The sequence below is a fragment of the Microbulbifer mixtoriginis (SeqCode) genome, from assembly GCF_052466715.1.
Genome location: NZ_CP174288.1, coordinates 3,473,012 through 3,489,539, shown reverse-complemented (window position 1 = coordinate 3,489,539; position 16,528 = coordinate 3,473,012). Strand labels below are relative to the sequence as shown.

Annotated in this window: 11 protein-coding genes; 2 read left to right on the top strand and 9 right to left on the bottom strand. The window is 40.0% G+C overall.

The genetic code is table 11. The features are described 5' to 3' along the window. Positions 1-7: 7 nt before the first annotated feature. From pdxR (ACJJH9_RS15415) to pdxR (ACJJH9_RS15400), 4 genes are all read right to left on the bottom strand, one after another. On the bottom strand, positions 8-1,483 hold the full coding sequence (gene pdxR / locus ACJJH9_RS15415; RefSeq protein ID WP_444923295.1) for a MocR-like pyridoxine biosynthesis transcription factor PdxR: 1,476 nt from the start codon (positions 1,481-1,483) through the stop codon (positions 8-10). Positions 1,484-1,599: 116 nt separating this feature from the next. After that, positions 1,600-3,048, bottom strand: a complete 1,449-nt coding sequence (gene pdxR, locus ACJJH9_RS15410) for a MocR-like pyridoxine biosynthesis transcription factor PdxR (RefSeq protein ID WP_444923294.1) — start codon at positions 3,046-3,048, stop codon at positions 1,600-1,602. 859 nt (positions 3,049-3,907) lie between these two features. Continuing rightward, positions 3,908-5,386, bottom strand: coding sequence for a MocR-like pyridoxine biosynthesis transcription factor PdxR (gene pdxR / locus ACJJH9_RS15405; protein ID WP_444923293.1), 1,479 nt, complete (start codon positions 5,384-5,386; stop codon positions 3,908-3,910). A gap of 161 nt (positions 5,387-5,547) precedes the next feature. Beyond that, positions 5,548-7,014 (bottom strand): MocR-like pyridoxine biosynthesis transcription factor PdxR, encoded by a 1,467-nt coding sequence (gene pdxR, locus ACJJH9_RS15400; protein ID WP_444923292.1) that lies wholly within the window; start codon positions 7,012-7,014, stop codon positions 5,548-5,550. Positions 7,015-7,288: 274 nt separating this feature from the next. Here pdxR (ACJJH9_RS15400) and ACJJH9_RS15395 point away from each other — a divergent pair, with 274 nt between their 5' ends. Next, positions 7,289-9,703: a ricin-type beta-trefoil lectin domain protein gene (locus ACJJH9_RS15395; protein ID WP_444923291.1), complete on the top strand. Its 2,415-nt coding sequence runs from the start codon at positions 7,289-7,291 to the stop codon at positions 9,701-9,703. An 854-nt stretch (positions 9,704-10,557) separates the two neighbouring features. Here the strand turns inward: ACJJH9_RS15395 and ACJJH9_RS15390 are convergent. Both ACJJH9_RS15390 and pdxR (ACJJH9_RS15385) read right to left on the bottom strand, forming a co-directional pair. Then, a complete protein-coding gene (locus tag ACJJH9_RS15390) occupies positions 10,558-11,898 on the bottom strand; it encodes a hypothetical protein (protein WP_444923290.1) in 1,341 nt (446 codons plus the stop codon). A 314-nt stretch (positions 11,899-12,212) separates the two neighbouring features. Beyond that, positions 12,213-13,685, bottom strand: a complete 1,473-nt coding sequence (gene pdxR / locus ACJJH9_RS15385; RefSeq protein ID WP_444923289.1) for a MocR-like pyridoxine biosynthesis transcription factor PdxR — start codon at positions 13,683-13,685, stop codon at positions 12,213-12,215. 103 nt (positions 13,686-13,788) lie between these two features. Here pdxR (ACJJH9_RS15385) and ACJJH9_RS15380 point away from each other — a divergent pair, with 103 nt between their 5' ends. Then, positions 13,789-14,388, top strand: a complete 600-nt coding sequence (locus ACJJH9_RS15380) for a pyridoxamine 5'-phosphate oxidase family protein (protein WP_444923288.1) — start codon at positions 13,789-13,791, stop codon at positions 14,386-14,388. Here the strand turns inward: ACJJH9_RS15380 and ACJJH9_RS15375 are convergent. From ACJJH9_RS15375 to ACJJH9_RS15365, 3 genes are read right to left on the bottom strand one after another with little or no spacing between them, the layout of a single operon-like run. Continuing rightward, a complete protein-coding gene (locus tag ACJJH9_RS15375; RefSeq protein WP_444903037.1) occupies positions 14,381-14,851 on the bottom strand; it encodes a GNAT family N-acetyltransferase in 471 nt (156 codons plus the stop codon). The genes ACJJH9_RS15380 and ACJJH9_RS15375 overlap by 8 nt on opposite strands. A 55-nt stretch (positions 14,852-14,906) precedes the next feature. Continuing rightward, positions 14,907-15,863 carry a S41 family peptidase gene (locus tag ACJJH9_RS15370; protein WP_444923287.1) on the bottom strand — a complete coding sequence of 319 codons (957 nt, stop codon included), beginning with the start codon at positions 15,861-15,863 and terminating at the stop codon, positions 14,907-14,909. Continuing rightward, positions 15,860-16,399, bottom strand: a complete 540-nt coding sequence (locus ACJJH9_RS15365) for a MarR family winged helix-turn-helix transcriptional regulator (RefSeq protein WP_444923286.1) — start codon at positions 16,397-16,399, stop codon at positions 15,860-15,862. The genes ACJJH9_RS15370 and ACJJH9_RS15365 overlap by 4 nt, the downstream gene beginning before the upstream one ends. Positions 16,400-16,528: the final 129 nt, after the last annotated feature.

Here is a 16,528-nt window from a genome sequence, read left to right as displayed (position 1 = left end):
AGATATTTCATTTTTTAATTAAGTATCTTTCTAGATAGGATATGAATTCTTCACGTTGTGACGTTGTTGTATTAGCGCAACCTAAAATTAGTCCGCTTCTTTTTATTTTTCCAAAGTAGCAAGTTGATAGTGGGGTGCTACCAAAGCCATGGTTAGCTAAATCTTTTGACAGTTTTATATCGTCGTGCCCAGGGGTTGCAATTACAAGATTCATTGGTGTACCGGGAGAAATTAGTTGTGCCTGTGATTTTAATCGACTCTGAATAAGTGTGCAAAAATGAACCCATTTTTCCTGATAAATATTACGCATTCTTCTTATATGGCGTACAAAATGTCCTTCGCCAATAAAATCGGCCAATATCGCTTGGTAAAGCAATGTAGATGGCCCAGAAATTTGGCCTTTTGCTTCTATAAAAGCTGGTGCTACAGGCTCAGGCACTACGAGATAACCTAAATTTAGACTCGGCATAAGAGTTTTGCTAAAACTTCCACAATAGAGGACTGGAGCATCCTTCCTTAACCCCTGTAAGGCAGCGACTGGCTTTTTTTGAGAATAAAATTCACTCTCATAATCGTCTTCAAAAATCCAACACTTAGATTTTTCAGCCCAGTTCAGCAATTTTACTCGATCCTTAAGCTCCATAATACCACCCAAGGGATATTGATGAGTTGGTGAACAAAAAAGAAGTTTAGCTACAAAATTTTTTTTAATTAAATTGTCTACATTAAAAGTGCCGTTTTCTATTTGTATTTCTTGTAAGTTCACGTCCATAGACTTAAATAAGAATCTAGCTCGCTTATAGCCAGGATTTTCAATCAATACTAAATCACCTTTATTCAATATGACTCTGATGCAAATATCTAGAGCTTCCAATTCACCATTCGTGATAATGATATGTTCCTCGGAACAATGAACGCCACGAGATATTCTTAGATATTCTGAAAGTCTTTTTCTAAGCGGTAAATATCCTCGTGAGTCTCCATATCCACTTATAGTGATTCTATCTAAATTTTGACGGTATAATTTGCACCATTTATTATGGGGGAAGGCCTCAAGATCAGGCAGACCAGGTGAAAATGGAAGCGATTCAGGCCATCGAGACAAAGAATATGATGATGATCTTATAGACTCACCATAGTTTGATAAGTCAGGTAAAGAGTGAGTGCTTTCTGAGAAAAAAAACTGCCCCTTATTCGAACAACTGAATGATCTATCAGATATATTGTTTGGCGTTTTTGAAGATATAAATATCCCTTTACCTGCCTGGGCAACTAAAAAACCTTCACTTTTTAATTGTTCAATAACTTGAATAATAGTATTGCGACTTACACCTAAAGACTCGGACATTATCCTAGATGATGGCAGTTTTGACCCGCTCGTAAATACTTGACATTCAATCTTATTCAGCAGAGCTTTATATAGCTGCTTTTGAAGAGGTTGATTTCGATCTATAAATATATCTGTAAGATCTAAAATTTTCACCATAGAACCTAAGAATTTTCTGGATTATATTTTGTACATTGATAAATGTTAGTAATGCCATTTATAGTGACGATATTTTCCTTGTAATAAATTGGGCTCAATAAGTGAAAAGGAAGTTAAGTTAGTAGATCTTTAAGGGTGCTAATAAATCTTATACGGTCACATGAATTTGTATTGGCGCATCCTAAAACTAGACCATTTTCTTTTGAGTTATCACAATAATAATAAGGAGAAATTGGAGCGCTACCAAAGCCTTTTTTAAATAAATTTTCAGAAATCTTTACATCATTATGTCCAGGAATATTTAATGTAAAATTTAAAGCAGAACGTTTGGAAATGATATTTACACTGGAAGATAGGTCACATCTCATTAGACCAAAAAAATGATCCAACTTTTCTTGATAACTCTTCCTCATTTGACGTGCATGTTGAGTGAAGTAACCTTCGCGTATAAAATCTGCCAATATAACTTGATGTGTGAGAGGGCAAGGGCCTGAGAGCTGCATTTTTGCATTCTTGAAAGCAGGCACTAGAGGCTTAGGAGATATTAAATAACCCAAGCGCAGATTTGGTAGTAAAACTCTACTGAACCCTCCTATATAAATTACAGGAGTGCTGCTATGTAAGCCTTGAATTGAATCAACGGGTATACCTTCGTTGAAAAGTTCATTGTCAGAATCACCCTCTAATATCCAACACTTATTTTTTTCAGCCCAATTGAGTATTTCTAATCTTTCTTGAAAAGGAATAATTCCACCTAACGGGGACTGTTGGTTTGGTGTTAAGCAAAGAAGTTTTCCATTTATTTTATTTTTCATTAAATAATCTACATTTAAAACCCCCTGGTTAACCTCAAGAGGTTTCAAATTTACATGCATTGTGTTAAATAAAAATCTGGCTCTAGTACATCCTGGATTTTCCATGAGTACTGTATCTCCCGCATCTAAAGTTAACCTTGCACACAAATCCAAAGACTCTAGGCGTCCGCTTGTTATAATAATTTGGTCAGGAGTACAAAAGGTTCCTCTAGTGGAATTTAAATAGTCAGATAACAATTCTCTTAATGGTTGGTATCCATTAATATCACCATACCCATTGAATTTTATATTTTCTTGATGTCTATGAAAAAGCTTTCCCCATTTTTTATATGGAAAAGATTTTACATCTGGCATCCCTGGTGAAAACGGGTGAGAATCTGGCCAGTAAGTGTTTTCTATCGCGCTTAATTTATCTTGGTTCGACAGGCTAGGAAGTGATAATTCAGTTTTGCTGGCGTTCTTACTGATATTAGTTATTTTATCGATACAAGCTGAAAAGATTGGAGATACGAATACCCCTTTAGATGCTTTACTAACCAGAAAGCCATCCTTTTTTAGCTGCTCTATAACATGAATTATAGTATTACGACTAACACCTATAGATTTAGACATTGCACGTGAAGAGGGTAGCTGTGAACCAGCTGGATATCTTCCGCTTTTTATTCGTTCAACAAGAGCTTTATATAACTGCTCTTGAAGTGGCTTATCGCGAGATATATTTAAATCAATAAAATCTGGAGCACTCACTACTAGCACCAATTTCTTTTAATATCATTAGTCTTATATATACTTGGAACCTTGAATAGATTCATTTATATTGCTATCTATGAATTATGATATTTACCATTTTAGATTTCATGCATAACCTTATATAGCGTTTTGTTTTTTCATAATATATATTGCTGTTATAAGTATTTATGGAGCTCTCCAATCGAATGCTAATTTATAGCAGTATTAAAAATATGCACTACCATTAATTAATAAACTTTAGAGATCTCTAATCTAGCCAATAACCATAAGAGTATTTCTCTAATTTTTTATAAAACTCATAGAGCTTGTTAATTGAGATGCTTTTCTCATTGTGGATAAATATTTCGGTAGTAGATGATTCATTATCACTTTATAGGCCTTGTGGTAGATCACTTTTCATACAGTTTGATTGTGGTTAGTCCGTCACATGCCAATTGGCCTTTAGTGTTATAAGAATTCTACATTTGAAAGGATAAATTTCTATAACTGGTACCATGTTTTTTTTGCAACTGGTATCATGATTATTTTAACTGGCCCTAAACTTTTTTTAAAACTGGTATTATTTTCTTAGTTATAATTTATTTGAAAGCAAATAAGTTTTATATATAAAATTAAGTAAGATTAAATAGGTATAAACGTTATAGATAATTCTTACGCATTCAGTAATAAGTCATGGTTTTAAATTAAGAATATTGATAAGGATAATTTTGCATAAACTACAAGCAGAAGTAGTTTATGCAACATATACCTAGCTCAAATTGAATTCCGCGAGCATCATCAAAGAATGAGAAGTTTAAATCGTTTTTAAGAAGGTTTACTTATTCGGTAAAAATTAAAAGTTCATATAAAAAATTCTTCAATAGTTAAAGTCTTTAGAGTTGATTATTCTTTCTAGGCGCCTTGTAAAGGCTACACGCTGTAATTTTGTTGTGTTTGCACAACCAATTATTAAACCAGACTTTTCTATTTTTCCAAAGTAACATAATGAAAGTGCTGTGCTGCCAAATCCATACTTTGAAAGTTCCTCTACAATTTTTATATCATTCATACCTGGTGTGAGCAAAACAATAAACATTACTGAATCTTTTGAAATTATTTTAACCTGAGGAGTAAGATGTTCGTGAATGAGGCAACATAAATGGTTTAACTTATCAGTATACAGAGAGCGCATTTTCCGTATGTAACGTATAAAATGCCCTTCACTCATGAAATCAGCTAAGATTGCTTGATATAATAATGGGCAAGGTCCTTGGAGATTATTTTTTATGTTTATAAAAGCTGGTACCACAGGCTCGGGAACTACCAGATAAGCTAATCGTATACTGGGTATTAAAATTCTATCAAAACTACCCATATAAAGTGTTGGAGAATTTTTAATCAATCCTTGTAGAGGGGTTACTAAATTATTTCTTTTTGAAAATTCAATGTTATAATCATCCTCTAAAATCCAGCAGTTGTTCTTTGTAGCCCATTCAAGTAACTTAACCCTATTCTCATATTCCATTATACATCCTGTAGGATATTGGCGAGTAGGAGAAAGGTATAGAATTTTTCCTGATAATTTGTAATTTTTTATATCATCAGTATTTGTACATCCATTTTTTAGTTCGACCAAATTTATATTGGCGCCAAGCGCACTGAATACTTGATGTGCACGAGGATACCCAGGATTTTCAATAAGCACCGAATCTCCATGATTCAATATGACCTTTGAACACAGATTTACAGCTTCCATACACCCGTTTGTGATTATTACTTGATCCTTTGTACAGTGAACACCACGAGAAATACGCAAGTATTCCGCAATTTTCTCTCTGAGAGGAGCATAACCTCTTGGATCACCAAATCCACTTACGGAGATCCTGCCTTGATGCATCTGATATAATTTCTGCCATTTATCGTAAGGAAAAGTATTTTGATCGGGCAAACCTGGTGAAAAAGGAAGCGTACTACTCCAATGTGATTTAACCAAAGGCAATCTCTTCATTGACTCACCAAAACTTGATAAACCGGGAAGAGATTTAACATTACAATTAGTTACATTGACTTTTTGAATGCCTTCCTTTGATTTCTTATAGATTGTGATATTTGAATTTATGAAAATTCCTTTTTGAGCTTCGCTTACTAAAAAACCTTCCTTTTTCAATTTCTCTACTACTTGAATAATAGTATTTCGACTAACGTCCAGATATTTGGCCAAGACTCTTGAGGAAGGTAACCTGTTTCCTGGCAGCAGTTCACCATCTTCTATAAGCTTTACAATGAAATTATAAATTTGTTTTTGCAAAGGGTATTTTTGAGACAATATAAGATTAGTAAATTTTTTTAATTTCATTGAGGTTTAAGCCAATTAAACATTTAATACAGCATCACAAGTGAATTTAAAGTGTGTTTATAACAAAGAATGTAGCATAGAGAAATGAACAGTGAGTAAGTGCTAACAATTAAATGCATCTGTTTGTGAAAACAATTTATACCGAGTGGTTTTGCGTAAAATTAATTTTTAAAAATATTCTTTATGCAAGATATAAAGCGTTCTCTCTCGGATTTTGTCGAGTTAGCGCAATTGATTATTAAGCCAGATTTTTTATTTCCTGAATAATAATACGGGGAAATAGGCGTGCTTCCAAATCCATATTTAGATAATTTTTCTGAGATCTCAACATCATCATGGTGTTTAAGTTGAATTACAATATCCATTGGTGAGTTGCTGGAAATAATATTTACCGAGGTTATTAGTTCTCTACTAATAATGTTGCAAAAGTGATTACATTTTTCAAAATAAGAATTACGCATCTCTCGTAAATGTTTTATATAGTGCCCTTCTTTTATGAAACCAGATAATACTGCTTGATATATGGAAGGAGACGGACCAGATATGTGTGCTTTTGCGTTTACAAAGGTTGATGCTACCTCCTTGGGGACAACAATATAACTTAAGCGTAAAGCAGGCATTAGAGTTCTACTAAATCCACCAGCATAGATTATAGGGGTATTTTCTTTTAAGCCTTGCAAGGTATCCCTACTCTTTCTGTTGAACAAAAATTCAGATTGATAATCATTTTCTATCACCCAGCAATTAGACTTTGTTATCCAATTTAATAAAGTATATCTTTCTTTAATGGGGATAACTCCTCCTAATGGATATTGATGATTCGGAGAAATATAGAGGAGCTTTACATTCATATTTTTCTTTGATAGATCTTCGATATCTATATACTTTTTCTTTAATGCTACTAACTCTATGTTTGCATTCATTGCATCAAATAAATGTCTTGCTCTCTTATAGCCTGGATTTTCCATTAGTACAGTATCACCAGGATCTAATAAGACCCTGCTGCACAAATTCAATGACTCAAGAGCACCACTGGTAATGATGACTTGATTTGGTGTGCAATTTAAATCTCGATAACTACATAAATATTTGGATATTTGCTCCCTTAGTGGTAAATAGCCACTTGAGCAACTGAAATGATCAATTGAGATTTTTCCTATATTCTTTCGGTATAACTCATTCCATGCCCGGTTTGGGAATGCTTTTAGATCTGGCAACCCTGGTGAAAAAGGCAATGTTTCTGGCCAAGGCGAATTATTTATTGCTAATACATTTTGTGACTCACCATAGTTTGACAGGCTTGGCAAGTAGTTGGTGTTTTTTTTGAATTTTTCAGCTCGAAATTTATATGGAATATCAAAAGCATAAGTAGGGAGCTTATCGGTAATAAATACTCCGCTACATGGTTTGCTAGTTAAAAAACCTTCTTTTTTTAATAGATCAATTACTCGAATAACAGTGCTACGGCTGATACATAAATATTCAGATATTTTTCTTGAAGATGGAAGTTTTGAACCTGTCTCCAGGCGGCCATTTACAATTCGCTCGAGCAAAGCATAATAAAGTTGTTCTTTGATCGGTTTTCTCTTGTCTATTAATAAATCATTAAAATCAGGTATGCTCATCATTGATAAAATTCAAAGAATAAAATTAATTTTATAGGATATCATTTATCCTCAAGCAGATTGTTAATCTGCCATGTTTGTCACTTAAAGGCTTGAGTGAGTGCTTACCATCTTTTTCCTGCCAAAAAGTATCATCTGTAACTAATTTATTAACAGTAATCTTGATAGATTTTTATTTGATACTGGACCTATATTTTTTTCAAAACTGGAACTTACGTTTCTAAAAATATCAGATTATCCTGATTTCTCCTTTAGAAAAATATAGGGTCAACGAGTTATGAAACCTTTAAAGGGAGCCGGGCTGATTGCGGCTATAGCCATAGCAATTTCAAACCAGTCGGTAAATGCGACCGAATTATCTGGCGCATGTTACGATTATGCCACCAGAGAGGCCACATCAACTGTGGGATACGATGGGGCGGGTGTAGGGCTCGTTATGGCAGGTATGCTAATGGAGGAAGTTTTGGATGCTTCTCCTTTATCAGCATTATCTGCGGTATTTCCTTTTGCTTTTAAGGCTGCAGAAGGGCGGACATTTCAAGAAAGACCTGGAGCTGATCCGGAAATTGTGGGCTGTTTAGAACAGTTAAATTCACGTCTCCAATCATTAGAACTTAATGTTACCACTGACGCACAACAAACATTAGAATCTATTTTCGAAGATGCAAAAACTGAAATAGCAATTTTCAAAAGATACGAAAAGCATGTAGAGTTAGCTGAAAAATTAAAAGCCCTTTCAATCACTTGGTCTGGATATCTGGAAAACGAGCTTAATAAAGTGGACATCGGTGCCACAACTCCTGAATCTTATCGTGAACTGATTAATGAGCTCGTCCCTACATATGTTTCTCTTATCCAGTTAGAATTGCTTCATAGGCAAGAATACAATCGTTATTGTTACAATCGAGAAGAGTATCCAACCTGGAATAATATTGAACCGACGGAGATGATCTCTCAGGATATATTGTACTCGATTGAGATGCTGCAAGAAGATGTAGAAGATTATTTAAACATACCAGACGGTGACGAGAGTGACTGTAGGGCAGGATTTGATACCTATCAAGTATATGATAAAATTATCACGGCTAATGAAAGTACTGATCACAATGCTTTGTTGAGTAAGGTCGGTATTAAAATTTCTGAAGGTGCTGTACCTGGCATGGCATCAGCTACTCTTGATTTTACAAATACGAAATTGAATGACTATAGACGGTCTCTTGTAACTGCTTGTAGCAATGGTTTATTTAGAGATGAATGGTTAAATGATTTCCGTAATTATTCAAATGATTCTGTATGTAATGAAAATCGTGATATTTATCTAGATAGTCTTAATAATATCAGTTTATTTTCCAGCGAAGCTGAGCGTAACATGATTTTCAGAGATCTTGTGCATGTTGCAGATCAATGGGATCGTTACAATTTCGATATGCCGGAAGCAAAATTCCAAATTGCTGAGGATTCATTTGAATTTTTTAATGCGTATGCAGTAAAGAGTTTCGCTGGCGTAAGGCTTAGACATATGCCAACTGATACATGTGTCAATTTAGATGGAAAAGTTGATAAATATTGTGATATAGAGGCTAATCATTTTATTCTATTGCCTTATGGTGATGGATATAAAATAACCAGGCTCAGTGATAATCGCAATTTTAAAGATAAAGGCGAGGATGCAGAAGGTTTTGTTATACGCAGTGGTTTGGGAGCAGATTCAGTATGGGAACTTTTTTCAGAGCCTCCAAGCTGGTTTAATCCATACTTTGAATTTAAAAATGCGAATACGGGAAGGTGCCTGATTGTAAATGAAGCTGGATCTCTTGCTGCAGGCAATTGCGAAGATGGCTCCATCTGGGAGGTTGACGGTGTAAATATTCCCGATGAAGAGGCCTTCGTTCGTATCCGACATGCAGAAGCAGATGTATGCTTTGGAACATCAGGTGTAGTAGGTTGTGATGACAATGCTTTTCTCTATGAGCTGGCAAAATACAACGACGGGTACCGGATAACACGTAATGGTAGAAATTTAAAGGATAAAGAAGATGGAATAAGATTTGTAAGCGGGCTTGGTGATGTAGCCACATGGTATATGATGGATTTGGATACCAATGGTATTTTCCGTTTGCAAAATAAATATACTGAAAAGTGTCTTGACTATAATAGCGATAGTTCTAGCTTAGTTGCTGTTAACTGCGGATTGGTTCCATCTGAGACAGAGTTCTTCGCTTTAGAGACTGTCGATTTACCTAGTAAAGCCGATGGTGAGCTTATAGGCATTCATCCTTCAGGAATAACGGGAGGAGAGAATTTATGCTTATCTCGTTATAGAGATGATCTAAGTGGTGAAGTTGATGCATTTAGAGTGGGTAGTTGCGCTTATGGATCCATAGCTGTAACGAAACATGAGGGTGGATACTTAATTTGGGATCGCATTGCGGATTCTTATATACAAGATTTGAATCAAGGCTTTGGGCATAACAGTTTGGGTCTAAGTAATAATATAGAGAGCTCCACTACCTGGGATTTCATTGGCCCATATACCTTGTCTGATGGTGGTAGCTATTTTCAGATAAAAAATAGATCGACAGGGACTTGCTTGATTCCACAGACTAATCCATCCAGAACAGATACGATGCTTCTCGGTAAGGTAGAATGTGGAGATGATGCATCCAAAGTTTGGAGTTATACTACAAATTAAGATTTAGTGTAGAAACTTAATGCGCCCACATTATGGGCGCATTTTTATTTCATAATTATGAAAATATATTTCAGAATTTCTTTAATGTATCTAACATATAGGTAATATGGAGAAAGCCCTTTAAGAAGATAAATAGCGATCCCACCTGACGGCTAAACGACGGCAATTTCCTAGCCATGTAAAAGCTTGCTGAACGCTTCCAATGTCACACATACCTTCTAAGCTTTCTGCCATCTTGTTTCGAAGGTTCCATTTTATTCCTAAGATGAGGAAAAGTCAGGTAAATCCCACAACGGGGTAAACTGTAGCTTAACTGGTCTGAATTTGCGGCTTTGTCATGCTCCAGACGTTATTTTTTTAGATAACACTCGGTAGTGGTTGTTATAAATTTACTTCTGCTGGTGTGGCCGAAGTAATGACGCCACTCAATGGAGTTCCTTCGCCATCAACTAATACCATCCACTTTATACCCTTGCCTAACCTGAATTTTTTCGAGTTCAGCTCGCCTTTTTTCTGAAGAAAAATCCCCCCCCCCCCCCCCCCCCCCCCCCAAAAAAAAAGATTTCTTGCTGGTAAATCAGACTCTATCCTATCTACACTTAAAGTTGAGAATTTTATGTGTAAGCGTGCTTAAATAAATAGATTTCAGGCTTACATGCCATTAGCAATTTTTTCTGTGAGAAATAAATCTAAAAATGCGAAATGGTATCTTATGTGTCTGTCGGTTTTTTATAAAGAAAAAATTTTGATTTAAAAGCGGCGCAAAATAATTTGTTAGATGCTGGGGGATTTATGATTTTTATTGAGCATTGTTTTCGAGATGATAAGTGGGGTAGAGTTGGGCTGCTTAAAAATTAATGATATTTGCTATCTTTTCTATGCACATCTAATAATGTCAATATATAAAATAAAGGAATCAGTGCGAGTGCTGCCAAGTGCAATGCTATTATATCGTTTTCTTTGCTGGATGGGCTCACTGAAAATACAATTATCTCCAGGATGAAAAATAGAATAAATAATAAACGTTTATCCAGACTGGATATGGATTCAAACACCTTGTAACCAAGCAGCCAGTAACGCCAGGATTTGCATTTTAAGGCATCAAAAAGATAATAAAGGCCACAGGTTAAGCTCACTAAAGTTGTGAGTAGTAGCTCAAACACCCAGGCCGGGGGCTTGCCAGGGGCTGGGGGCCAAACATTGGTTACTCCAAATTCGGTAAAGGAGAGAATGGCGAATAGTCCGGTAGTTAATAGAACAATAGGGAACCGAAAAACTAATATGACCATACAGATTGCGGCAGAGACTTCGAAAACCCTTTGAATGGGCATAAAAATATTGGCATGCTCTGCAACCCAGGCTAATGCGTTGCGAAACCATAGCGGGGTGTTTCCGTATTCTACATAGGAGTTCACCAGCCCTCTATAGCCCTCTACGGTAAACCAGTTCAGTAAGCTGTCTTCATAAACCTGGAAAATCAACATAACACCTATGGTGATGGTGAACAGGTTAATCCAACGCCCTACCAGCAGATTGGATTGTTCTGTCTGTAAGACTATGCGATATCGGTCTAAAAATTTTGAAAGTATTGCTAGGGCGGCAATGGTGATACTGGATAAAAGGCTGGCTAGAAGTATGTGATTGCCGCCGTTGCGCGACATCAAAAATATCGCAAACAACACGCTAGATGCCACAATCACCCAGAGGCACCAGGACAAAAAGCTTATATCGGGTGCCAGAATACTGCCCAATAGACGCTGGTGATAGGGCGTTGGATGAGATGAGGCTTGATCGGATGGTTTCTGAATGTTTGAGGTGAAGCTACAGCTGCTTACCGCCAAGACTAATGCATATAAAGCCGGTGATAAAAACTCAAAGAACCAGCTATTTTCGCCCATATAAGTAAAGCCCCATAATACTATGAAGCTCACAAACATGAGTAGGGCGCCTAGGGTCATTAATACCCGCAATATTAAGAGTACCCCGGCAAGTAGAATGACAAAATGCAGTGAGTAAGTCAGGCTAGTGATGTGCGGGGTGAAAAATATGGCTAAAGATTTAAGAGCTGCGGGGACTTCTTCCGTTCGAATAAGCTGCTCTAATACGGCTGCAAAGGCCTGCGGAGCCATCTCGCCATTCAGGTAGCGCATAATGACCAGTTGGATACAAGCGGCGCCTAAAAAAAGGCTTATCATGGCTAGCCATGCAGTTTGCGAGGTTGCCGCTTTTGTTTGGCTAGTATCTAAAGTTTGACTGGAATTGTGCATAAACCCAGCCTAGTTGAATTCGACCCCCATAGATCAATCCTTGTGCCAAAAAAAGTTCGCTATTTCAGCTTGTTTCCATCCAAGTTGTTGTCTTTATCGGCAATAGGAAAGCGTGGATAACTTCAGGCTAGGGCTGGCCAGGCATATGCGGGGTGAGTGTATATAAGAAATACACTAACAATATTTTCTACTGACCATGGCATAGAAATGCTGTTGCCAATAATAATGATATTGAAAGTTTGCTAGCTGAATGAGTGTGTTAAAAAACTCTGCAGAAGATCTATACAGTCCTCTCGTTGTTGTTTACTGGTATTGGCAAACCCTAATACCAGGCCATGGTTCAATGATTTATCGGGGTAGAAAAAAGAAAGTGGCGTGCTACCGAAGCGGTGCTGGGCTAATTGCTTTGACAGTTCTAGGTCATTCCTGCCGGGCGTGGCGAGTACCAAGTGCATTCCGGCACTACTTGCGATGAGTTGCGCCTGGGGTTCAAGTTTATCTCGTGCCAAGTCGCAAAAATGCAGCCATTTTTCCCGATAGTTGATGCGCATTTTGCGCAGGTGTCGTACGAAGTGTCCCTCGTCAATAAAGTCGGCAACAACCGCCTGGGCAAGTAGGGGGGAGTGGCCGGAGAGTATTTCCTTTGCCCGAGCAAATGCCTGTACAAAGGGTTTGGGAACGATCATGTAACCTAAGCGCAGGCCGGGCTGCAGGCTTTTACTGAAGCTGCCCATATAGATAACCGGGGTATGCTCTGCCATTCCCTGGAGAGCGGCGACAGGTTTGTGCTTAAAGGAAAATTCGCTGTCGTAGTCATCCTCTAAAATCCAGCATCGCGTCTTGCTGGCCCAGTCCAACAGCTTTAGCCGTTCACTGGCAGGCATGACTCCGCCCATGGGGTACTGATGGGTTGGCGTGGTGTAGAGGACTTTGCCGTGCAGTTGGCTTTTGATCAGTGCATCCACGTCTAAATAGCCGCTTTGCAATCCGGCCAATGCCAACTTGGCGCCGCAGGCTTGAAGCACCCAGCGGGCGCGGCGGTAGCCAGGGTTTTCCATGATGGCGGTATCGCCGGGGCTTAGTAGCACTTGTGCGCACAGGCTCAAGGCTTCCTGGGCGCCATTGGTTATGATGATCTGGCTTTCATCACAGAGCACTCCGCGGCAGCTGCGCAGGTATTCTGCCAGTGCCTGGCGTAAGGGTGGATGGCCCTGGCTGTGCCCATAGCCAAGCAGTGGAAACCTATCTTTGTGGCGCCTGTAGAGTCTGGACCAAATAGCTAAAGGAAAGGCATTGAGATCCGGTATACCCGGTGAAAAAGGTAGAGATACACCGCTGTCGGTTTTAAATGCCGTTGCAGTCTGCAGCTTTTGGCCAAGGGCTGAGAGCCCTGGTAAGGGAGCTGTACTATCGGAGCCTTGGGAATGCCATGCCTGGTGCTGTGGTTTCTGTACGTAAGCGGGTAGGGCGCTAGATACAAAAACGCCCTGTCCGACACGGCTGGTAACAAAGCCCTCTGCTTTGAGCTGCTCTAACACCAGTGTGACCGTATTGCGGCTGATATTCAGGGTGGAGGATAGTCTACGAGAGGAGGGGAGCTTGCTCCCTGCTGCGAGACGGCCGCTGCAAATCCACTCCACCAGGCTGCGGTATAACTGGCTTTGTAACGGTTGCCTGGGGTCCAGGGTTAAGTCGGCAAAATCGGGGCTGCTCAAACTGGCACCATTAACTGATTAAAACTGGATCTAATCAGAGTACCAGCAACTCCCTATATTGGCGATATCTGTTGTTGATAAATCGTTGTGGGAGTTTTTAAGAATGGTAGTTTTAGATTCCGCAAAGAGTGAATTGCCGGTAACTGCGAAAAGCCGGGTGCGCCGTGCTGCCAAGAGGGCCAGTTATCGCCGCGAGGATATTTATCGTTTGGTCGATGAACTGAAGCTGGGGCATATTGGTTTTATCCAGGATGGTGAAGTGATTGTTATTCCCATGACGGTATGGCGCCATGGGAACTTTTTGTATTTTCATGTGCTCAATAAAAGCCGCCTGCAGAAATTACTGGATTCGGGGCAGCAGGTGTGTATTTCCTTTGCTCACTATGACGAATGGGTCCTGGCTAAATCCGCCTTTCATCACAGTGCCAACTATCGCTCGGCAGTTTTGTTTTGCCGCGGTACGCGGGTACAGGACCCAGAGGAGTTTGATGCGGTTTTCAAATCTATTATCGAAGATATCGAGCCCGGCCGCTGGAGCCAGGTGCGCGCTCCAAACCCTCAGGAGCGCAAGGGTACGGCCCTGATGCGCCTGACCATAGAGGAAGGTTCTTTTAAGAGTCGCACAGGGGCGCCATCAGACAATAAAGAAGATCTCGATTTACCGGTTTGGAGTGGCACTAAGCCCGCCTGCCCGTTTAGATAGCATCAGCCTCTTCAGGAGTTTTGTTGGTGAGGTTGATAATGGCAAGCATATCTTCGTTGTCCTTATCCATGCCCACTTCAGTAAAACCAAAACTGGAATAAAAGTCTTTAGCCACCGGATTTTTGGGGTTGTAGCAGATTTCTATTTGCTCGATATTGGGTGTTTGCCGGATTTCTTGCAGGGCTAGCTGAAGCGCAGCCCTACCTATCCCCTTCCCCTGCTGATTCTGGTCAACCATAAATCTCCAAATGGAAATTTTTTCACGGCTCTCTTTCACCCACATAAGAAAACCAACGGGCTTTTCTCCCGTATAAATCGCACGGGTTTCATACCCTGAATTGAACTGTGCCTCCACCAGTGACCACATATTGCAGGCAACGTATTCTTGCTGCGCTTCGGCGACATCCAGATCGCAGACCGCCTCATAGTTATTCTGGGTTATAGGTTGTAAAGAGGTACGCATTGTTGAGTTCTACATTTCCATTGCTTTAAAGTTTGGGTGTGCTTTAAAACGCAGTTTATTTTTTAAGAACCTTTAACGCCACCTGTAAAATTTCTTGCTCGCTGCTTTCAATATTCGGCCTCACCCCCTGACCCTCCCAGTTAACCAGCTCCTTAGATAAAGTCGAAACCGGGCGACTAGAGGGAATTCCAATTTCAAAGTTAAATGGCAGGGTCTGAGGCGCATCCATCATATGGGCTCCGCCGGCGCTGGCACTACCGATAATAGTGGCTCTACCCAGTTGTTGCAGCGAGAAGGCGATGCTTTCTGATGCGGAGAAGGAGCGCCCATTGATCAGTACTACCATGGGTCTCTGGGTGCCATAGGCTGGCCAAGGAAGTTCTTTGATGCGTTCAGGGGAATGTTGCTTCTCTCTGGTTTCAATGACATATGGCAGGGGGTTAGTGGGGTCCACAAAGGATTCGAGGATGGCAGTGGCGGTATCACTATCACCACCGCCATTATTGCGCAGGTCCAATATCAGACCGTCACTGTGTTGCAACAGGGTAAATGCCGCGGCCAGGCTTTGCCGGGCATTTTCAAAAGTATGGAATGAAGAGAGTTTGAAGTAGGCAATATTACCGGGCAATAACTCTAGTTTCTTTACACCATAGTTGTTCTTGGGCGCCTCGGCTCGCCACTGTGCTATCCAGTTGTTGGAATCTGCATTAGGGCTTACCGGCTCCAAATAGAAATGTTTGTCTCCGGACAGTGTTCGGATTTTCTCGGTAATTAGCTTGGCAAAACTTTCGGAATCCCGACAAAGGCGCAAAGCTTCAGGGCTACTGGCCATCTCAGACAACGCCAGGGAAACGCTCTGGGCTTTGTCTGCGAGTACATAAGTTTCTGCAATAGCGCTGGCGGCGGATTGGATAACTACGGTGGGATTAAACTGGCAATCCTCATCGCTTGCGTAAGTCGCTGAAGAGATGGTGTGGCACAGGACCAGGCTGAAGGCGGCAATCAGTTTCATGGCTTTTTATTCTCCTTGGTAATGCACTGCTGAATGCGATCGAGATAGGGGTGTTCCTGCAGAGCGGCAATCGCCTCTTCGACGAGTGCTGTTAGAGGTGTAGACAGTTGCCGATTTAATGAACGTTCCGCTTCAACGGTGGCTTGCCAGTGGACTTCAAGCTTTGGTAGTAAGCGGTGGCCTTTACGGCTGAGGCGGACCTTGCGCTGGCGTGCATCCTCCCCGGTGAGGATTTCTAATAATCCCTGCTGGACCATATCTCTGACCGTCTGGCTGACCGCCGGCTGGGAGATTGCGGCACTGGCCGCTATTTCATTGATGGTGACCGGGCTCTTGTGGATAAGGGCTCGCATCACCGGTGTATAACGCGGCTTGTAGTTTTTAATACCGCAGGTGCGGTAACTATCTGCGACATCGCCGTCCAGTAATTCGATTAAATGCCTGAGGCGAGTACCCAACTGGCTGTATTTCATAGTGTTGAATTTATATAAGTGCTTATATAAATGATTGTAGAGTATCTCCCTACGCTGTGGCATTTCTTCAACCTCCTGTGAACCCGTTAACCCTTCGCTTGATCGCGGACACACGGTTTTAGGTTGCCGGCAAATGCCAACCCTTTCCAATCACCACACATTGAAACCGAAATTTAACATTTGTTTCATCGA

Excerpts from the sequence above, each read along its gene's own strand:
- ACJJH9_RS15375 (WP_444903037.1), bottom strand. The coding sequence starts at position 14,851 with ATGCGTACCTCTTTACAACCTATAACCCAGAATAACTATGAGGCGGTC.
- ACJJH9_RS15390 (WP_444923290.1), bottom strand. The coding sequence starts at position 11,898 with ATGATAAGCCTTTTTTTAGGCGCCGCTTGTATCCAACTGGTCATTATG.
- ACJJH9_RS15395 (WP_444923291.1), top strand. The coding sequence starts at position 7,289 with ATGAAACCTTTAAAGGGAGCCGGGCTGATTGCGGCTATAGCCATAGCA.
- ACJJH9_RS15365 (WP_444923286.1), bottom strand. The coding sequence starts at position 16,399 with ATGCCACAGCGTAGGGAGATACTCTACAATCATTTATATAAGCACTTA.
- pdxR (WP_444923292.1), bottom strand. The coding sequence starts at position 7,014 with ATGATGAGCATACCTGATTTTAATGATTTATTAATAGACAAGAGAAAA.
- ACJJH9_RS15370 (WP_444923287.1), bottom strand. The coding sequence starts at position 15,863 with ATGAAACTGATTGCCGCCTTCAGCCTGGTCCTGTGCCACACCATCTCT.
- ACJJH9_RS15380 (WP_444923288.1), top strand. The coding sequence starts at position 13,789 with ATGGTAGTTTTAGATTCCGCAAAGAGTGAATTGCCGGTAACTGCGAAA.
- pdxR (WP_444923293.1), bottom strand. The coding sequence starts at position 5,386 with ATGAAATTAAAAAAATTTACTAATCTTATATTGTCTCAAAAATACCCT.